This window comes from Pantoea sp. JKS000250 (genome assembly GCF_003201065.1).
GTDB classification, from domain to species: domain Bacteria; phylum Pseudomonadota; class Gammaproteobacteria; order Enterobacterales; family Enterobacteriaceae; genus Pantoea; species Pantoea vagans.
The window spans coordinates 3,822,754-3,840,657 of the sequence record NZ_QICZ01000001.1 but is presented as its reverse complement, the minus strand read 5'-3'; the positions used below and the strand labels follow the sequence as shown (position 1 = coordinate 3,840,657).

General features: G+C 54.3%; 21 protein-coding genes. 15 read left to right on the top strand and 6 right to left on the bottom strand.

Features of this window, described 5'->3' with window-relative positions:
- Positions 1-183: 183 nt before the first annotated feature.
- From BY447_RS18185 to BY447_RS18175, 3 genes are all read left to right on the top strand, one after another.
- Positions 184-513, top strand: a complete 330-nt coding sequence (locus BY447_RS18185) for a hypothetical protein (RefSeq protein WP_110331731.1) — start codon at positions 184-186, stop codon at positions 511-513.
- 61 nt (positions 514-574) lie between these two features.
- Positions 575-1,132: a hypothetical protein gene (locus BY447_RS18180; protein WP_013357537.1), complete on the top strand. Its 558-nt coding sequence runs from the start codon at positions 575-577 to the stop codon at positions 1,130-1,132.
- Positions 1,133-1,155: 23 nt separating this feature from the next.
- Positions 1,156-2,166: a Ppx/GppA phosphatase family protein gene (locus BY447_RS18175; protein WP_110331730.1), complete on the top strand. Its 1,011-nt coding sequence runs from the start codon at positions 1,156-1,158 to the stop codon at positions 2,164-2,166.
- 19 nt (positions 2,167-2,185) lie between these two features.
- On the opposite strand, the gene BY447_RS18170 is transcribed toward BY447_RS18175, so the two are convergent.
- Positions 2,186-2,398, bottom strand: a complete 213-nt coding sequence (locus BY447_RS18170) for a DUF2767 family protein (protein WP_013357535.1) — start codon at positions 2,396-2,398, stop codon at positions 2,186-2,188.
- Positions 2,399-2,578: 180 nt separating this feature from the next.
- Between BY447_RS18170 and BY447_RS18165 the strand changes: the two genes are divergently transcribed.
- From BY447_RS18165 to BY447_RS18155, 4 genes are all read left to right on the top strand, one after another.
- The gene (locus tag BY447_RS18165; protein ID WP_110331729.1) at positions 2,579-2,827 is read left to right on the top strand and encodes a DUF883 family protein; all 249 of its coding nucleotides are present in this window, start codon (positions 2,579-2,581) and stop codon (positions 2,825-2,827) included.
- 163 nt (positions 2,828-2,990) lie between these two features.
- Complete coding sequence (locus BY447_RS23410; RefSeq protein WP_013357533.1) at positions 2,991-3,161, top strand: hypothetical protein; 171 nt, start codon at positions 2,991-2,993, stop codon at positions 3,159-3,161.
- A gap of 356 nt (positions 3,162-3,517) precedes the next feature.
- On the top strand, positions 3,518-4,579 hold the full coding sequence (locus BY447_RS18160) for a glycosyltransferase family 9 protein (RefSeq protein ID WP_110331728.1): 1,062 nt from the start codon (positions 3,518-3,520) through the stop codon (positions 4,577-4,579).
- Positions 4,579-4,908 carry a DUF1493 family protein gene (locus tag BY447_RS18155; RefSeq protein ID WP_110331727.1) on the top strand — a complete coding sequence of 110 codons (330 nt, stop codon included), beginning with the start codon at positions 4,579-4,581 and terminating at the stop codon, positions 4,906-4,908. Before BY447_RS18160 ends, BY447_RS18155 begins: the two co-directional genes overlap by 1 nt.
- On the opposite strand, the gene BY447_RS18150 is transcribed toward BY447_RS18155, so the two are convergent.
- The 4 genes from BY447_RS18150 to icd all read right to left on the bottom strand — a co-directional run bounded on the left by BY447_RS18150 (position 4,902) and on the right by icd (position 8,363).
- Complete coding sequence (locus BY447_RS18150) at positions 4,902-5,912, bottom strand: glycosyltransferase family 9 protein (protein WP_110331726.1); 1,011 nt, start codon at positions 5,910-5,912, stop codon at positions 4,902-4,904. The two genes, BY447_RS18155 and BY447_RS18150, sit on opposite strands and share 7 nt — an antisense overlap.
- Before the next feature lie 297 nt (positions 5,913-6,209).
- Positions 6,210-6,410, bottom strand: a complete 201-nt coding sequence (locus tag BY447_RS18145; protein WP_013357528.1) for a hypothetical protein — start codon at positions 6,408-6,410, stop codon at positions 6,210-6,212.
- Between the two features lie 163 nt (positions 6,411-6,573).
- Positions 6,574-6,771, bottom strand: coding sequence for a hypothetical protein (locus tag BY447_RS18140; protein ID WP_013357527.1), 198 nt, complete (start codon positions 6,769-6,771; stop codon positions 6,574-6,576).
- A 341-nt stretch (positions 6,772-7,112) separates the two neighbouring features.
- Positions 7,113-8,363: an NADP-dependent isocitrate dehydrogenase gene (gene icd / locus BY447_RS18135; RefSeq protein ID WP_013357495.1), complete on the bottom strand. Its 1,251-nt coding sequence runs from the start codon at positions 8,361-8,363 to the stop codon at positions 7,113-7,115.
- Between the two features lie 104 nt (positions 8,364-8,467).
- Here icd and rluE point away from each other — a divergent pair, with 104 nt between their 5' ends.
- The 8 genes from rluE to BY447_RS18095 all read left to right on the top strand — a co-directional run bounded on the left by rluE (position 8,468) and on the right by BY447_RS18095 (position 16,320).
- Positions 8,468-9,130 (top strand): 23S rRNA pseudouridine(2457) synthase RluE, encoded by a 663-nt coding sequence (gene rluE, locus BY447_RS18130; RefSeq protein WP_146211002.1) that lies wholly within the window; start codon positions 8,468-8,470, stop codon positions 9,128-9,130.
- Between the two features lie 44 nt (positions 9,131-9,174).
- Positions 9,175-9,648, top strand: coding sequence for an NUDIX domain-containing protein (locus BY447_RS18125; RefSeq protein WP_033782677.1), 474 nt, complete (start codon positions 9,175-9,177; stop codon positions 9,646-9,648).
- A gap of 42 nt (positions 9,649-9,690) precedes the next feature.
- The gene (gene mnmA, locus BY447_RS18120) at positions 9,691-10,803 is read left to right on the top strand and encodes a tRNA 2-thiouridine(34) synthase MnmA (protein ID WP_110331724.1); all 1,113 of its coding nucleotides are present in this window, start codon (positions 9,691-9,693) and stop codon (positions 10,801-10,803) included.
- 42 nt (positions 10,804-10,845) lie between these two features.
- Positions 10,846-11,487: a high frequency lysogenization protein HflD gene (gene hflD / locus BY447_RS18115; protein WP_033732295.1), complete on the top strand. Its 642-nt coding sequence runs from the start codon at positions 10,846-10,848 to the stop codon at positions 11,485-11,487.
- A gap of 44 nt (positions 11,488-11,531) precedes the next feature.
- Positions 11,532-12,902 (top strand): adenylosuccinate lyase, encoded by a 1,371-nt coding sequence (gene purB, locus BY447_RS18110; RefSeq protein WP_110331723.1) that lies wholly within the window; start codon positions 11,532-11,534, stop codon positions 12,900-12,902.
- Positions 12,903-13,006: 104 nt separating this feature from the next.
- Complete coding sequence (gene phoP, locus BY447_RS18105) at positions 13,007-13,675, top strand: two-component system response regulator PhoP (protein WP_003849836.1); 669 nt, start codon at positions 13,007-13,009, stop codon at positions 13,673-13,675.
- Between the two features lie 2 nt (positions 13,676-13,677).
- Positions 13,678-15,138 carry a two-component system sensor histidine kinase PhoQ gene (phoQ, locus tag BY447_RS18100; RefSeq protein WP_110331722.1) on the top strand — a complete coding sequence of 487 codons (1,461 nt, stop codon included), beginning with the start codon at positions 13,678-13,680 and terminating at the stop codon, positions 15,136-15,138.
- 57 nt (positions 15,139-15,195) lie between these two features.
- The gene (locus BY447_RS18095; RefSeq protein WP_013357489.1) at positions 15,196-16,320 is read left to right on the top strand and encodes a cupin domain-containing protein; all 1,125 of its coding nucleotides are present in this window, start codon (positions 15,196-15,198) and stop codon (positions 16,318-16,320) included.
- Between the two features lie 73 nt (positions 16,321-16,393).
- Here the strand turns inward: BY447_RS18095 and pepT are convergent, their stop codons facing one another.
- Positions 16,394-17,623, bottom strand: coding sequence for a peptidase T (gene pepT, locus BY447_RS18090; RefSeq protein WP_110331721.1), 1,230 nt, complete (start codon positions 17,621-17,623; stop codon positions 16,394-16,396).
- Positions 17,624-17,904: the final 281 nt, after the last annotated feature.

Sequence of the window (17,904 nt, the reverse complement as noted above, 5' to 3'; positions counted from 1 at the left end):
CAAAGGAGCCAAGAATAACGTTTATTGATAAGCAAAGTCACCCCTTTACATTCCTGTTGCTTAACGATTAAACAAATCACAAACAGGAAGCGTAGCGGAAACTGCTATAATTAAGTGATTGGTGGTGCAACAGGATAGACTCTGCGCCACAACACTCCCAGGGATTGAAGCAGGTAGAAAATCATGATGCGACTCAGCATTTTAATCCTCATCGTGATGGTGACTGGATGTTCATCTGGCCCGAAAGGGGTGGAATGTCCGGGTGAGGTCTCGACAATTTATGGTCAGTCGATGGGACAGACTCAGGGTGTGATTTTTGATCTGGTTAACAGCTTCACCGTGACACGGGACAATGTCAGCGTAAACAGTGGCCCGCTACAGTCGCTGGATCGATTCAGATATGTCCCCTCCGCCGTAACGCGTGAAGGCTACTATGCGCAGCGCCTGTCAGATAAGCAGTTCCGCCTGATTAATCCTTACCAGGACACCCAAATCACCTGGACCTGTCCATAAGGGATGAATCCTGCTGCCAGATGGTTTATTGTCAGGAAACGTCAAGCAGCAGGGCTCCCCGATGGAAAAGCGTCTGGATAACAACGGTTATATCGACTTCCCCTTCCCCGCTACGCGCAATGCGGATGGCTCTGTTAATCCCTGTGGCTTTGATCTGACGCTGGAAACCGGTCGCCTTGAAGAGATTGTCGTGCTGAATCGCTCAGCGAATCTGCGGCGACTGGTCGAGGAGGTTAACCTGCAGGAGGGGTTGTTTATGACTCTGGCCTGTGACTGGCAGCAGCAGGAAAAGGCGGTCTGTGGTTTTATCGATGTGGCTTTTCGTCCTGACCTGCCGCAGCACGACTTTGAGGAAGCCCTGCAGCTGGAAGCGAGCTTTCATCGTTACCTGACCGGACAGGAGCAGCAACATCAGCTGCCCGCCGGGACACTGGTTAACTATGCCCGTTCAGTGCTCGACTGGAGCTGGTCGCCGCTGCGTCAGCGTCAGCGCGATTACGAAAAAATTACCATCCAGTTCTATTGTCCGCAGGCTGATGACGCCGAATGGTGCTTTGACCATCTGCGTCATTTCCTGGTGAGCGTCTACCCGACCTGCATCGCCACCCGTTCACTCTGATCCCCTCTGCCCCCGGAGTCGCTATGCGTCCTGCTGCGCTGTCTGTTTTTACGCTGTTCTGCTCGCTGTTTTTTGTCGCATCGGCCCAGGCCGATCGCTGCCAGCAAATCCGCGCCGGTCTGGATATCGGTTCCGGTACTACCAAAATTGCGGTGGCGCGCGTCAATGTCTGCCAGCAGCGTATCGAAAAAGTGCTGTATCAGGATCAGCGCGCCGTGGCCTGGAACGACGCATTAGCCCATTCAGCGGATAACCAGCTGAGTCCGTCAGTAACCCATGAAGGTGCCGCCGCACTGCAGCAGCTGGTGGCGCACGCACAGCGCTTTCATCCGCAGCGAATCAGCGGCGTGGCGACGGCGGTGTTTCGCAACGCCAGCAACGGTCAGGCCGTCATTGAACAGTTGCAGCGCCAGAGCGGTGCGCAAATCAGCATTATTTCGCAGCAGCAGGAGGCGACGCTTGGCTTTCTCTCTGCCAGAGCCGCGCTTAACGATCCAATGGTCCGGGATGAGCAGTTACTGGTCTGGGATATTGGCGGCGGGTCAATGCAGATGACTGCATGGCGGCAGCAGGCGGGCAAGCCGGTAGCCGATATCTATCAGGGCAGACTGGCTTCGGTGACGCTGAAAAACTTTATTCTGACGGTGCTCAAGAACAGCCCGAAGGCGGGATCCCCCAATCCTATTGGTTCCTGGCGGCAGTCGGTGCTGCGCTTTGTGCAGTTTTACGCGACTAACGAAGTCAGCCCGCAGATCAAACAGGATGTGGCCGGTCGTCGGGTAATTGGCATCGGAGGCGTACACGGTTTTTCGATTCGCAATCAGTTACCGGGCAAACCCGACCGCTATACGCTGGCGGCCCTGAGCCAGCTCTCGCAGCAGCAGGTCTGGAAAGGCGACAGTGAACTGTCTGGCGACTATCGCGCCACGGACGTGAGTAATCTGTTACTGGTGGAAGGATATATGCAGGCGCTGAAAATCAATGAGGTGGAGATTGTTGAAGCCAGCCTGATTCAGGGCGTGCTGCTACAGTAACGTAACGCTTCCACATTCGCTAAACGTCGGGCTTAACCAGCCGGATAGCGTGATCCAGCATTCGCTGCTCATCCCGTTCACTGTGGGCGCGCTGCTGCCGGGTTCGTTTAAGCAGGTCGTAGATTTCGCCACGCCGGGTATCATGACCGCGCTCCATCAGCACAATGACTGCATCGCCAATAACGCGGCAGACTTCATCATAGTCATCATCATTCAGTGCATCACGTTTCATCGTTTCTCCTCCGGCTGTGACTCTCATCTCAAAAGGCTAGACAGGAAATGGCTGGCCCGCAAACGCAGCGCCATTAACAGCCAGAAATGATTTTTTAACGCCTAATCGGGCACTGGCGCAGCAGAACTCACTATCTTTGCTACGCTTTGAGAGTCTTACTCAAAACCAAGGAGCATTTAAATGTCAGGAAAAATCGAAGATAAAGTAAAAGAAGCCGCTGGCGCAGTTCAGGAACAATGGGGTGCATCAACCGGTTCATCCGAGCATCAGGCTAAGGGCGCAGCGCGTCGTTATACCAACCAGGCAAGCTATGCTGCACGTGATGCTGCTGAGACCATTCGCGATCAGGTTCAGTCCAATCCTGCTGCCGGTCTGGCCATTGCTGCAGGCGTTGGCGTATTTATCGGCTTCCTGCTGGGTCGCAAGTAATACCGCCACACGTCAACAGAACGGGAGCCACTGGCTTCCGTTTTTTTTGGCTGTAGCTGACCGTATGCTGAGAAACATCTGAAAGATAAGCCTTCACAGGCCAGCGCACGGTGAGTCTCCAGTCTTAATTACGTTCTCTTTCTGACAACATCAAGGTGACCTCATGAAAACGATTCCTGCTTTGCTGCTGGTGGCAGCGACCTTAACCTCTCTGGCGGGCTGCTCACATAAGAGCGACGCCATTAAAGAAGATGGCCGTCCCCATGCGCCAAGTGGCCAGTCTTCTCCAGGCGGCACCCTGGGATCAGGCCCGGTGGGTCAGCCTCAGTCGTAATACCCTGCCCCGGCACGCATGCCGGGGTTTGTTTTTTTTATATTCAATAGCTGCCGTAAAATAAATTTGCTAATAGTTAACCTGCTAGTAATTAAGGGCGGGATTAAAAAATCCTGAAATATTATTCTTATTATAAGAATCATCCCAACTCTTTTCGAAAATTGCCTACCTCTTTTACACAATTCTGTATATATACCCTGAATAAACAACACTAAAATTGTGGAAAAAGTTTAAACAAATATTCTACGACCAATAAAAAAGATTTCCCCCTGCTGAACTTTAGACGTAAGAATATTCTCTAATAATGCACAACACCTTTTGTTTAATATTATTGATACGTTCAAGAGAATTCAGACGTGAAGAAAAAAAAGATTTATCTGATAGACCGACTTTTAACGCTTTATTCTCGATTTTCAGGCAGAACAAAACCGCAGGCCCTGCAGGCGCTAACACCCGGCACGGTAGTGATTTATTCCACTACGGCACTGGGCGATTTTCTGATGAATACACCCGCTATCTGGAGCCTGAAGAATCGCTTTCCCACCAGCAAATTTATTCTGGTTTCCAGTAAGAAAAATAAGGACCTGGTCAGCCGTTATAACTGGTTCGATAAGATCTATATCTGGGATAACAAAGTGGCTAATTTCCTGCCGCTATTTTTCAAACTGCGTCGCCAGAAACCGGATTTGTCAGTGATATTACACGCCCATTTTCCCTACGATATTATGAGCTCAGTACTGACTGGCAGTAAGGCGATTGTGCGCGATCATTACGGCAGCGAATCCCCGGTGCTGAATAAATATCTTGATCACTATTCAGGCTATTTCGACGATCACACCATCAAGCGCAAGCTGAAGCTGCTCGAAGCGCTGGGCGCAGAGACAGAGCAGACCCGGATGCATCTGCCCGAGGTAAATAGCCGCCCTGCTGCAACAGCCAGCCATCGCCGTATCGGTTTTCAGTTAGGGGCATCTAAAGATATTCGCCGCTGGCCGCTGGCTTCATTCAGCCAGCTGGCGACCGCGTTGCTCGAACGCTGGCCTGACGCTGAAATTATTGTCACCGGTACAGCTGCTGAGCAGTCTCTTGAGAAACAATTTATCGAAAGCCTGCCGCCGCACTGCCGTAAGCGTGTGACGCCAATGGCAGGCAAAACGAATCTCAGCGGCCTCATTACCCTGATCCGCACGCTGGACCTGCTGGTCACCGGCGATACCGGCCCACTGCACATCGCGGTGGCGGCACAGACGCCAACGGTCAGCCTGTTCTCTACCGCCAATCCACGCTATACCGGCCCCTGCCAGGACAGCGATCGCCATATTGTTATTCATCGCCCGGATAAAACGGCATCACAGCATCCGATGGCGTCGATTAAGGCCGAAGAAGTCGAGCAGGCCGTGGCGAAACTGGTGGGGTAATGAACGATCTCTCTCACGCTATTATTGCGCTGATTGAATACCACAATCAGCCAACCGCCCTGGGCGGGTTCCGGAAAGTGGATCGGGCGGGTTTTCATCTGCAGCAGCTGCCGCTGAATGAGGTGGAGTTCGCGATTCTGATGAATGATTTTTTTGCCACGTTCAACGTCTGCTCTGAGCATTATGATGATGCCCGCTATTTTCCGGCGGCGTACCCGCGGCGAATGACACCAATGAAGTGGTTTACATCTGGCGGATATTCTCCCGTAACGATCGCGATGCTCTGTGAAGCGGCCAGCCGTGGACGCTGGCCTGAAGCAGATTACTGAATAATCGTTTGGGCGAAGGCGTCATAAACCTCGCGGCTACTCAGCGCGTTGACCTCACGTGACGCCGGTTGCAGCACCTGATAGTTAACCTGCCACGGATGCCAGCACGCCGGATCGCTGTCACCAAACAGCGCCACCACCGGTAAGCCCAGTGCGGCACCGATGTGCATTGCCCCGCCATCACTGCTCACCAGCCCCTGACATAACGACATAGCCGCAATCAGCTGCGGCAGGCTGGTAGTCGCCACCGCCTTTATCGGCAGGTGCGGGCAGAGCGCCATGATTTCACGCGCTTTTTCATCATCCCCCGGATGACGCGGATTATCGCGGCTGCCAGGTGACCAGAGCAGCATGATCTGGCAGGGATGATGCGCCGAAATTTTCTCAGCCAGCCCGGCAAATCGGGCGGCGTCCCACTGCTGGCTCGGCTTGCGGGCGCTGATCTGGAGTGCATAGACCGGAAGAGTGGGATCAATCGCGCAGGTGTCTCGCAGGCTGGCCGCTATAGCCGCATCCGGCCGCAGCGTCAGTTTGCCTGGCGCGGTGGCGCTGAGACGCAAATCCCGTCCCAGGCTAAACAGGGTTTCGCTGATATGACAGGGTGACTGGCCGGGCGGCGGCAGTAAATCGCTGATCAGCGGATGCGGCTGCTGCCCCAGCGCGATCACTCTGGCGGGACGCACGATTTTAACCCACTTCAGGCCATGCTGATCCCAGCGGCTTTTGGCCAGAATCACTATGTCGTAACGCTGCTTTTTCAGATTCAGCATCAGCTTCAGTCGCTGTAACACACAGGCCAGTCGTCCCTGCCCTGCCTCACGGTGATGCAACTTGGTGTAATAGAAGAGCTGCCGGATATCGGGATTATGCTGCAACACGGGCGCAGCGTAGTTGTTGGTCAGTACATCGACCTGATACTGGCCCGACTGCGCCAGCGCACTGATGAGTGGCGTGGTCAGCAAGGTATCGCCAATATTATCCCGACAAATAATTAAAACCCGCATGTCTGACATCCTCTGCGCACTGGCTACGCCGTTCTGGCTGAATAAAAGTGAGACTCGCACAATTAACGTCTCTGAAGCGTTAACGTAACGGCATAAGTCAGCAAATTAGTCAGCGCAGATCGAGGTTGGTTCAATGATCGCCATGTTGTTGAAAGGCGATGGGCGCTTTTCAGGCAAGCGTTATGCCGGGCTCATTAGCCGGGTGAATGATTAAGAAAAACTTGCGCGGGGCGTCAGCGTGAGGAAGAGATAAAAGGCCACCTACGGCGGCCAGTGTCATCACTGCATTCAGCGGAATCAGCAGTGGACGTTATTTGACAGCAGGTTGATAGCCAGTCTCATAACAGGTTCAGGCTCAATACCGGTAAACATTTGATGAATTTTTTCAGTAATGGCTTCGCGGGTTACCAGCTTATCCTCAGCCACAATTTCCATAACAGCCTGACCAAATAGTAGTCGGCATGCCGCAATCGCATCACTTAAAGCTTCATCGTCCATAATATTCTCCCTGTGTATTCGCAGAAGCGTACACCTCTGTGACAACGGGATCCTGTTCAACTCTTTTTTTTGCGGCACGCGTTACAAAAATGAATCAGCTGTCACGTGCTGATAGCCAGGCCCGACATATTGAATGCCGGGCGCTTATCAGACAGGCAGAAGATTAACTTAGCGTTTCATTTAACAGATCAAGAGCGACATTGTAAATCAGCGCAGGCTGCGCATCAGGTAACATCACCTTTATTTTTGCTTCCAGAGCGCGGTTAGTGACCGGCTGATTATCTGCTAATAATTCCAGCACAGCCTGCCCAAACATCAGGCGACAGATATAAATCGCGTCTTTTGTATAATTAGCGTCCATAAATCCTCCTTATGAGTGAGGTATTACAGTAACGATATTCAGTCACAAACAGATGCCAGTTTTGCGTTCACAGTTTCTTTTGTAGTGGCATCAGATAATGCAATTTGCAGAAATATTAAAATATTCAGTCGCAGGTAAGAATTTATCAGGATGTTGATAATGAAACGTCATTCGTTCATACGTTGAAGGGGATACTGAACACCTGTTAATTGCCTTAGTAAGAGCATCAATACTGAATACGTTATGACTGAGGAGAGGATGCGAAGAGAAGGGAAAAGCGTGAAAGAGCGGGCATAAAAAAGCCCACATCGCGTTTACCGCGATGTGGGCTTAAGCAGACATTACATATTTTCGATGATCGCGTCACCAAACTCTGAACATTTCAGCAGTTTAGCGCCATCCATCAGGCGTTCGAAATCGTAAGTCACGGTCTTGTTAGCGATAGCGCCTTCAACACCTTTAACAATCAGGTCAGCCGCTTCGAACCACTCCAGATGACGCAGCATCATTTCTGCTGACAGAATCACTGAACCTGGGTTCACTTTATCCTGACCGGCATACTTCGGTGCTGTACCGTGAGTCGCTTCGAACAGTGCACACTCATCACCGATGTTAGCGCCTGGTGCGATACCGATACCGCCAACCTGCGCCGCCAGGGCGTCAGAGATGTAGTCACCGTTCAGGTTCATACAGGCGATAACGTCATATTCTGCCGGACGCAGCAGGATCTGTTGCAGGAAAGCATCAGCAATCACATCTTTAACGATGATCTCTTTACCGGTGTTCGGGTTTTTGAACTTCATCCACGGGCCGCCGTCGATCAGTTCGCCGCCGAATTCGTCTTTCACTAACTGGTATCCCCAGTCTTTGAAAGAGCCTTCGGTGAACTTCATGATGTTGCCTTTGTGAACCAGGGTCAGTGAATCACGATCGTTGGTGATGGTGTATTCCACTGCCGCGCGCACCAGACGTTTGGTACCCGCTTCTGAACACGGCTTAACGCCGATACCGCACTGCTCAGGGAAGCGAATTTTCTTCACGCCCATCTCTTCGCGCAGGAATTTGATCACTTTGTCCGCTTCGGCAGAGCCCGCTTTCCACTCGATACCCGCATAGATATCTTCGGAGTTTTCACGGAAGATCACCATGTCGGTCTCTTCAGGGCGTTTAACCGGGCTTGGCGTGCCTTTGTAGTAACGTACCGGACGCAGGCAGACGTAGAGGTCAAGCTCCTGACGCAGTGCTACGTTCAGTGAACGAATACCGCCGCCGACCGGGGTGGTCAGTGGGCCTTTGATAGCCACGCGATATTCCTTGATTAAGTCGAGCGTTTCCTGTGGCAGCCAGACGTCCTGACCGTAGAGTTCAACTGACTTCTCACCCGTGTAAATCTCCATCCAGGAGATCTTACGCTCGCCGTTGTAGGCTTTCTTCACCGCCGCATCGACGACTTTCAGCATCACCGGGGAAACATCAACACCGATACCGTCACCCTCAATGTAAGGAATGACCGGATTGTTTGGCACTGTAAGCTTGCCCTGATTCAGGGTGATTTTCTGACCTTCCGCCGGAACTACTACTTTGCTTTCCATTAACCTCTCCTGGGCGTTTGTTAATGATTTGTAAGATGCGCGTCAATACTACTTGAATATTTCCGTCACGCCAATCACCGCAATTTCACGTTATAATGCGCCGAATGTTTCTGACTGCAAAGCCCATGCGAAAAACAACTCAACGAATTCACCAGGATAAACGATTCAGCCGCCCGACGCGTGATGCGCGACGTGCGCCTGCCCGCCCTGCTGCTCCACGACGTGTCATTCTGTTTAACAAACCGTTCGACGTTTTGCCGCAATTCACTGATGAAGCGGGCCGCCGCACCCTGAAAGATTTTGTCAGCGTCGCAGACGTTTATGCCGCGGGCCGCCTTGACCGCGACAGCGAAGGCCTGATGGTACTGACCAACGACGGTGCCCTGCAGGCCGCGCTGACGCAGCCCGGCAAACGCACCGGCAAGGTCTATTATGTGCAGGTGGAAGGCGATCCGCAGGAAGCGGATCTGCAGCCTCTGCGGGATGGGGTTAATCTGAAAGATGGCATGACGCTGCCCGCTGGCGTGGAAAAAGTGGCTGAGCCTCAGTGGCTCTGGCCGCGTCAGCCGCCAATCCGCGAGCGCAAAAATATCCCGACGCAGTGGCTGAAAGTCACACTGTATGAAGGCCGTAATCGTCAGGTGCGCCGCATGACAGCCCATATTGGCTTTCCCACCTTGCGGTTAATCCGCTACGCCATGGGGAGCTATTCACTCGACGATCTGGCTTCAGGTACGTGGCGTGAAATCAGCGAGAGCCCCACCTGAAAACCGATTTTTTATAACCTCAGGTTAACAATTGCGGAGAAGTGATGTTTAAACCTCATGTTACTGTCGCCTGTCTGGTTCAGGCCGAAGGTGAACTGCTGGTGGTGGAAGAGACGATCAACGGTCGTGCCACCTGGAACCAGCCTGCCGGACATCTCGAAGCGGATGAAACGCTGCTGGAAGCCGCCGAACGCGAACTCTATGAAGAGACCGGCATCGCGGCATCGATGCACTATTTCATCGGGATAAACCAGTGGATCGCGCCCGACAGTACGCCTTTTGTGCGTTTTCTGTTTGGCGTGGATCTGGCCAAAAAAGCGCCAACCCAGCCGCAGGACAGCGACATCGATTGCTGCTGGTGGCTGCCGCCAGCGCAGATTCTCACTGCATCTAACCTGCGTTCGCCACTGGTCGCGGAAAGCGTACGCCTCTGGCAACAGGGCACGCGCTACCCGCTACATCTGGTCAGCCCGTTCCAGTGGCCGTTTCACGAGGGTGCGCGTCTGCCTTCTGCATGATAGAATGCGCCGCCTGTTTTTTTATCGTAATGCGAGCGTGTCATGTCTGACAACAGCCAGAAAAAAGTGATCGTCGGTATGTCCGGCGGCGTCGATTCTTCCGTTTCCGCCTGGTTACTGCAGCAGCAGGGTTACCAGGTTGAAGGCCTGTTCATGAAGAACTGGGAGGAGGACGATGGCGAGGAGTATTGTACTGCCGCGGACGATCTGGCAGATGCGCAGGCTGTGTGCGACAAGCTCGGTATGAAGCTGCATAAAGTTAACTTTGCCGCAGAGTACTGGGATAACGTCTTTGAGCATTTCCTCGAAGAGTACAAAGCAGGCCGCACGCCGAACCCCGATATCCTCTGCAATAAAGAGATCAAATTCAAAGCGTTCCTGGAGTTCGCAGCGGAAGACCTGGGCGCAGATTTCATCGCCACGGGTCACTACGTGCGCCGCAAGGACGTCGATGGTCAGAGCCAGCTGTTACGCGGACTGGATGGTAACAAAGACCAGAGCTATTTCCTCTATACCCTGAGCCACGAACAGATTGCCCAAAGTCTGTTCCCGGTCGGCGAGCTGGAAAAACCGGAAGTGCGCCGCATTGCAGAACAGCTGGACCTGATCACCGCGAAGAAAAAAGACTCGACTGGCATCTGCTTTATCGGCGAGCGCAAATTCCGCGACTTCCTTGCGCGCTATCTCCCGGCTCAGCCAGGCGAAATAGAAACCACGGAAGGCCAGATCGTCGGTGAACATCAGGGGCTGATGTACCATACTCTGGGACAGCGTAAAGGTCTCGGTATCGGCGGCCTGAAAGAGAGCAAAGATGATCCCTGGTATGTGGTTGACAAAGATGTGGCGCGTAACCGTCTGATTGTCGCCCAGGGCGGCGAACATCCGCGTCTGATGTCCGTTGGCCTGATTGCGCAGCAGCTGCACTGGGTTAATCGTCAGCCGATTACCGTCCCACTGCGCTGCACTGTGAAAACCCGCTATCGTCAGACCGACATTCCCTGTGAGATTATTCCGCAGGGTGACGATCGGATTGAGGTGCGCTTTGACGAGCCCGTGGCTGCGGTCACGCCGGGCCAGTCTGCGGTCTTTTACCTTGGCGATGTCTGCCTCGGTGGCGGTATTATCGAACAGCGCCTGCCGTTAGTGGCGGAGTAAACGGGCTTAGCCCGCGTTGATGACGCGTAAACAGGAGTAACCGTGGCGAAAAATTATCAGGAAATCACGCTGGCGCTGGCGGGCATCTGTCAGTCCGCCCATCTGGTGCAGCAGCTGGCTCAGCAGGGTCACTGCCAGCCTGAAGCGCTGACCGTGTCGCTGCGCAGCGTACTGGACCTGAATCCTGGCTCCACGCTGGCGGTGTTCGGCAACAATGAAGCCAACCTGCGCCTCGGACTTGAAACCCTGATGGCGGTGCTGAACAGCAGCAGTCGTCAGGGGGCAGGCGCTGAACTGACGCGTTACACCCTGAGCATGATGGTGCTGGAGCGCAAGCTCAGCGCCAGTAAATCCGCCATGGCGACGCTGGCACAGCGCATTACGCAGCTGGATCGCCAGCTGGCACATTATGAACTGGAGTCAGACACCATCCTCAGCGCGATGGCTGGCATCTATGTGGATGTGATCAGCCCACTTGGCCCGCGTATCCAGGTTACCGGTTCGCCTGCGGTGCTGCAGAATACGCAGGTTCAGAGTAAAGTGCGTGCCACTCTGTTAGCCGGTATCCGCGCTGCCGTATTGTGGCAGCAGGTCGGCGGTGGCCGACTGCAACTAATGTTCTCGCGCCAGCGTTTGCTGCGTGAAGCGAAAACCCTCTTATCCCGGCTGCCACTGACTTACTAAGTCGGTGCGGCAAAACACTGCTAAATGATTCAGGAGTTGCACTGATGGAATTATCCTCTCTGACCGCCGTCTCACCTGTCGATGGTCGTTACGGCGATAAAGTCAGCCCGCTGCGTGCGATTTTCAGCGAGTTCGGTCTGCTGAAATTCCGCGTTGAGGTTGAAGTTCGCTGGTTACAAAAACTGGCCGCGACCGCAGAGATCAAGGAAGTTCCTGCATTTGATGCCGACGCAAACGCTTTCCTTGATGCAATTGTCGCCGGTTTTTCAGAAGGCGATGCCGCCCGCATCAAAACGATTGAGCGCACCACCAACCACGATGTGAAAGCGGTTGAGTATTTCCTGAAAGAGAAAGTGGCCGATTTCCCTGCCCTGCATGCCGTCTCTGAATTTATCCACTTCGCCTGCACCTCTGAAGATATCAACAATCTGTCGCACGCCCTGATGCTGGAAATGGCCCGCCGTGACGTCATCCTGCCTTACTGGGACCAGCTGATCAGCGCCGTGAAAGGGCTTGCCAGCGAATACCGTGACATTCCGCTGCTCTCACGCACCCACGGCCAGCCGGCGACGCCATCGACCATGGGTAAAGAGATGGCCAACGTCGCCTACCGTCTGGAGCGTCAGTTACGTCAGCTGAAGCAGATTGAAGTGCTGGGTAAAATCAATGGCGCAGTCGGTAACTACAATGCCCACATTGCCGCCTATCCCGAAGTGGACTGGCATGAACTGAGCGAGAAATTCGTTACTTCGTTGGGGATTACCTGGAACCCGTACACCACGCAGATTGAACCGCACGACTATATCGCCGAGATGTTCGACTGCATCGCCCGCTTTAACACCATCCTGATCGATTTCGATCGTGATATCTGGGGTTATGTGGCGCTGAACCATTTCAAACAGAAAACCATCGCGGGTGAAATCGGCTCCTCAACCATGCCGCACAAAGTGAACCCGATCGACTTCGAAAACTCCGAAGGCAATCTGGGCCTGGCGAACGCCGTGATGCAGCATCTGGCCAGCAAACTGCCGGTCTCACGCTGGCAGCGTGACCTGACCGACTCCACCGTGCTGCGCAACCTCGGCGTGGGTGTGGGTTATGCGCTGATCGCCTATCAGGCGACGCTGAAAGGTATCTCCAAGCTGGAAGTGAACCGCGATCGTCTGCTGGACGAGCTGGATCATAACTGGGAAGTGCTGGCAGAGCCGATCCAGACGGTGATGCGTCGTTACGGCATTGAGAAGCCGTATGAGAAGCTGAAAGAGCTGACGCGCGGCAAACGCGTAGATGCTGCCGGCATGCAGGCCTTTATCGACAGCCTGGCGCTGCCGGAAGAGGAAAAAGTGCGTCTGAAGCAGATGACGCCTGCAAACTATATTGGTCGCGCTATCCAGATGGTTGACGATCTGAAATAATGTCCGCCGCAGACCGGCTCAGTCCGGTCTGCGTTAACATCTTGTTTAATACATTTCGCGTATACTTTCTGCAGGTTGACTCAAACAGAGTGTAAGGAATTTCTATGCGTGTTCTGGTTGTTGAAGACAATGCCCTGCTGCGCCATCATCTCGCCGTCCAGTTACGTGACATGGGCCATCAGGTCGATGCCGCCGAAGACGCCAAAGAAGCTGACTATTTTCTCCGCGAACATCTGCCCGATATCGCGCTGGTGGATCTCGGCCTGCCGGATGAAGATGGCATGTCGCTGATTCGCCGCTGGCGCAGTGATGCCGTGCGTCAGCCGATTCTGGTGCTGACCGCCCGTGAGGGCTGGCAGGCAAAAGTCGAAGCGCTGGAAGCCGGTGCGGATGACTACGTCACCAAACCGTTTCACATTGAAGAGGTCGCGGCACGCCTGCAGGCGCTGATGCGCCGCAACAGCGGTCATGCGTCGCAAATCATCGATATGGCCCCGTTTCAGGTCGATCTCTCACGCCGTGAGCTGACGGTGAATGAAGAGCCAGTAAAACTCACCGCCTTTGAGTACACCATTGTCGAGACGCTAATCCGAAATGCGGGCAAAGTGGTGAGCAAAGACTCGCTGATGCTGCAGCTCTATCCTGACGCTGAACTGCGTGAAAGCCACACCATCGACGTCCTGATGGGTCGTCTGCGCAAAAAGATTCTGGCATTGCACCCTACTGATGTCATTGCCACCGTGCGTGGCCAGGGTTACCGCTTTGATCTCTGACCATGTCCTGGTTTAATCGTTACCGCCCTATTTCGCTGCGCGCCCGCTTTCTGCTGGCCTCCGCAGCGATAGTTCTGTTCCTCTCTCTTTCTTACGGCATGGTCGCAGTCATTGGCTATGTGGTGAGTTTCGATAAAAATACCTACCGGGTGATGCGCGGCGAGAGCAATCTGTTCTTTACGCTGGCGCAATGGCATGACAACAAGCTCACCATCGCGCAGCCGGAACGCATGACGCTGAACTTTCCGACGCTGGTCTTCATCTACGATGAGCACGGCAAGCTGCTGTGGCAGCAACGCGACGTGCCGGATATTCGCAAAAAGATCCGCCGCGAATGGCTGCTGAAGCCCGACTTCTACGAGATCGATACCAGCAACCGCACCAGCATGGTCGCGATGGGCAATAATCTCAATGCGAAGCAACGGCTTAATGACTGGGACACCGACAGTAACGACACCTTTACCCACTCGGTGGCCGTTAACCGTTACGATGCCACGACGAATCTGCCCGCACTCACCATCGTAGTGGTCGACTCTATTCCGCAGGAGTTGCAGCACTCTGATGTGGTCTGGTCGTGGTTCAGCTATGTGCTGGCGGCCAACCTGATACTGATTATTCCGCTGCTGTGGCTGGCGGCGCACTGGAGTCTGCGGCCAATTGGTGCGCTGACACAGCAGGTGCGCGAACTTGAGACCAGTCAGCGTGAGAATCTGGCGGATAATCCGCCGCAGGAGCTGCGCAGTCTGGTGCGCAACCTCAATCTGCTGCTGACCAATGAACGGCAGCGCTACACCCGCTATCGCACCACCCTTTCGGATCTGACCCACAGCCTGAAAACGCCGCTGGCCGTATTGCAGAGTACCCTGCGATCGCTGCGCAATGGTAAAGAGCTGACGGTGGAACAGGCGGAGCCGGTAATGCTGGAGCAGATAAGCCGCATCTCACAACAGGTGGGATACTACCTGCATCGCGCCAGTATGCAGGCCGATCACAATCCGCTGCAGCGCGATCTTCATTCCGTTTCCGGTCTGCTCGACAGTCTCTGCTCGGCACTGAATAAAGTTTATCAGCGCAAAGGCGTGGCGATAACGCTGGATATCTCACCGGAGCTGACCTTTGTGGGCGACCAGAATGACTTTATGGAAGTGCTGGGCAACGTACTCGATAACGCCTGCAAGTACTGCCTGGAATTTATCGAAGTCAGTGCTTATCAGAGCGAAAAGGCGCTGCATCTCTATATCGACGACGATGGCCCGGGTATTCCTGAGAGCAAGCGCGATTTAGTGTTTGTGCGGGGGCAGCGCGCCGATACGCTGCGTCCGGGCCAGGGATTAGGTCTGGCGGTGGTGCGCGATATTCTGGAACAGTATGAGGGTAACGTCATCGCCACCAGCAGTGCGCTTGGCGGAGCACGTATGGAAGTGGTTTTTCAGCGCCAGGAAGTCGAACATCGTCGCGAGTAGAAAACCGTCCGGGCTGTTATACTAGCTGGCATTTACAGCCCTAAGCGGAACCCTTGTATGGACTATCAGCTCGATATTAACTGGCCCGATTTTATTCAGCGCTACTGGCAGAAACGCCCGGTCGTGCTGAAGCGTGGTTTTAAAAACTTCGTTGATCCTCTTTCACCGGATGAACTGGCCGGACTGGCAATGGAAAACGAGGTGGACAGCCGCCTGGTCAGCCATCAGGACGGCAAATGGCAGGTCAGCCACGGCCCGTTTGAGAGCTATGATCACCTGGGAGAGAACAACTGGTCGCTGCTGGTCCAGGCGGTCAATCACTGGCATGAACCCTCTGCCGCGCTGATGCGCCCTTTCCGCTTCCTGCCTGACTGGCGTGTCGATGACCTGATGGTGTCGTTTGCCGTGCCTGGCGGCGGCGTCGGTCCCCATTTTGATCAGTATGATGTCTTCATTATTCAGGGTACGGGCCGCCGTCGCTGGCGCGTCGGTGAAAAAGTGGCGCTGAAGCAGCACTGTCCGCATCCGGACCTGCTGCAGGTTGAACCCTTCGATGCCATCATCGATGAAGAGCTGGAGCCGGGCGATATTCTCTACATTCCGCCAGGATTCCCGCATGAAGGCTACTCGCTGGAAAACGCCCTGAACTACTCCGTTGGTTTCCGCGCCCCCAGCGGTCGTGAGTTAATCAGCGGCTTTGCCGACTACGCCCTGGCCAACGAGCTGGGCAGCCTGCGCTTCAGCGATCCGGATGTGCCTGCACGCGATTGCCCGTCACAGATCCTGCCGCAGGAGATTGAAGGCGTGCGCCAGCTGATGCTGGATGTGGTCAATCAGCCGGAGCAGTTTGAGCAGTGGTTCGGCGAATTCATTTCGCAGTCACGCCACGAACTCGACGTCGCGCCGCCGGAACCGCCTTATCAGCCTGATGAGATTTATGATGCGCTGCAACAGGGCGATGCCCTGAGCCGGTTGGGTGGCCTGCGTGTCCTGACGATTGGTGATGCTGTTTATATCAATGGTGAGCGGGTTGAGTGTTCACGCCCCGATGTCATGGCGGTTCTGGCGAATCACTATCGCATCACGCTCGACGACCTGGGAGATGCGCTGGATGATCCGGCCGTGCTGGCGCAGATCGCCGGTCTGGTGAATGCTGGTTACTGGTACTTCGGCGAGGAATAACCCGCAGCGCAGAACCGTGCGCTGCGGCTGAAACAGGCTCTCTGGCTTTTACTGGCAGAGAGCCTTTTTTCATTTAATCCTTCTTCTGTGCTGCCAGTTCGGACAGACGCACAATGACTTCCACTGACTTCGCCATGATATTCAGCGACGCGAACTCATGCTTGCCGTGATAGTTATAGCCCCCGGTAAAGATGTTCGGGCAAGGCAACCCTTTCCACGACAGTGACGACCCATCGGTGCCGCCACGAATCGGTTTCACCACCGGTTCAATGCCGCAGTCACGCATCGCCTGCAAAGCCAGATCAATGATATGCGGGAACGGCTCGACTTTTTCACGCATGTTGCGATAGCTGTTAGTGATTTCAACCGTGACCGAGCAATCCGGGTGCAGGGTTTTGTTGATCTCCGCGGCGATCTGCAGCAGCGTCTGTTTACGCTGTTCGAAACTCCCGGTTTCAAAGTCACGAATGATATAGAGCATCTCGGCGTGCTCGACGCTGCCTTTGATCTGGTGCAGATGGTAGAAGCCCTGATAGCCGTCGGTGTACTGCGGTTTTTCGCCGGCCGGTACGGCCGCATGAAACTGGTTAGCCAGCTCCAGCGCATTGACCATCACGCCTTTGGCGGAGCCTGGATGCACGTTGTTACCGACGATTTTGACCGTAGCCGAGGCGGCATTGAAGTTCTCATACTCAAACTCGCCCAGGTCGCTGCCATCAATGGTGTAGGCCCAGTCAGCCGCAAACGCCTCCACATCAAAGTGAGAGGTGCCGCGACCGATCTCTTCATCGGGCGTGAAGGCGACACGGATCGCGCCGTGCGGCGTATCGCTGTTAGCCAGCTGCGCCATCGCCGTCATAATCTCGGCAATACCCGCTTTATCATCCGCGCCCAGCAGGGTTTTGCCATCGGTGGTAATCAGCGTATGCCCAATCAGCTTGTGCAGCACCGGGAACATCACGGGTGACAGAACCTCATTGCCATTACCCAGCGCAATGTCGCCACCGCGATAATCTTCGATGATCTGCGGATTCACATGTTTCGCTGTGAAATCAGGCGACGTATCCATGTGGGAGATGAAACCGATAACTGGCGTCGGCCAGTCAACATTGGCGGGCAGTGTGCCCATGACGCAACAGTGATCGCTCAGGGTGACATCAACAAAACCCAGGGCCAGCAGCTCCTCCTGCAGCTGACGCGCCAGCGTCCACTGCCCTTCACTGCTGGGCACCTGGCGCGCCTGCGGCTTAGCCTGTGTCTCAACTGCCACATAACTTAAAAAGCGCTCAAGTAACTGTTCCATATCCCATCCTTTAAAAGTGCCGTCCGGTATTATTCACAGACCCGCCGGTCACAACGTTGCGTAAAATCATTCGCAGACAGGTTAGCGCTGTCAGTGACCTTTGTGAAAGTAATAAGCCCGAAAAAAACGCCTGATTACGTGATTGTTGCGGCAAACCTCGCAATGTTGTTAACAGCCGGTCAAATTGCCGCGGCCAGGCGGGCAAAACATGGCAATGCCTTATTTTTCAGGTATCATCCGCCCCTCTTTGCTGGCTGGCTGCGCTGAGCGGCTATGCTATT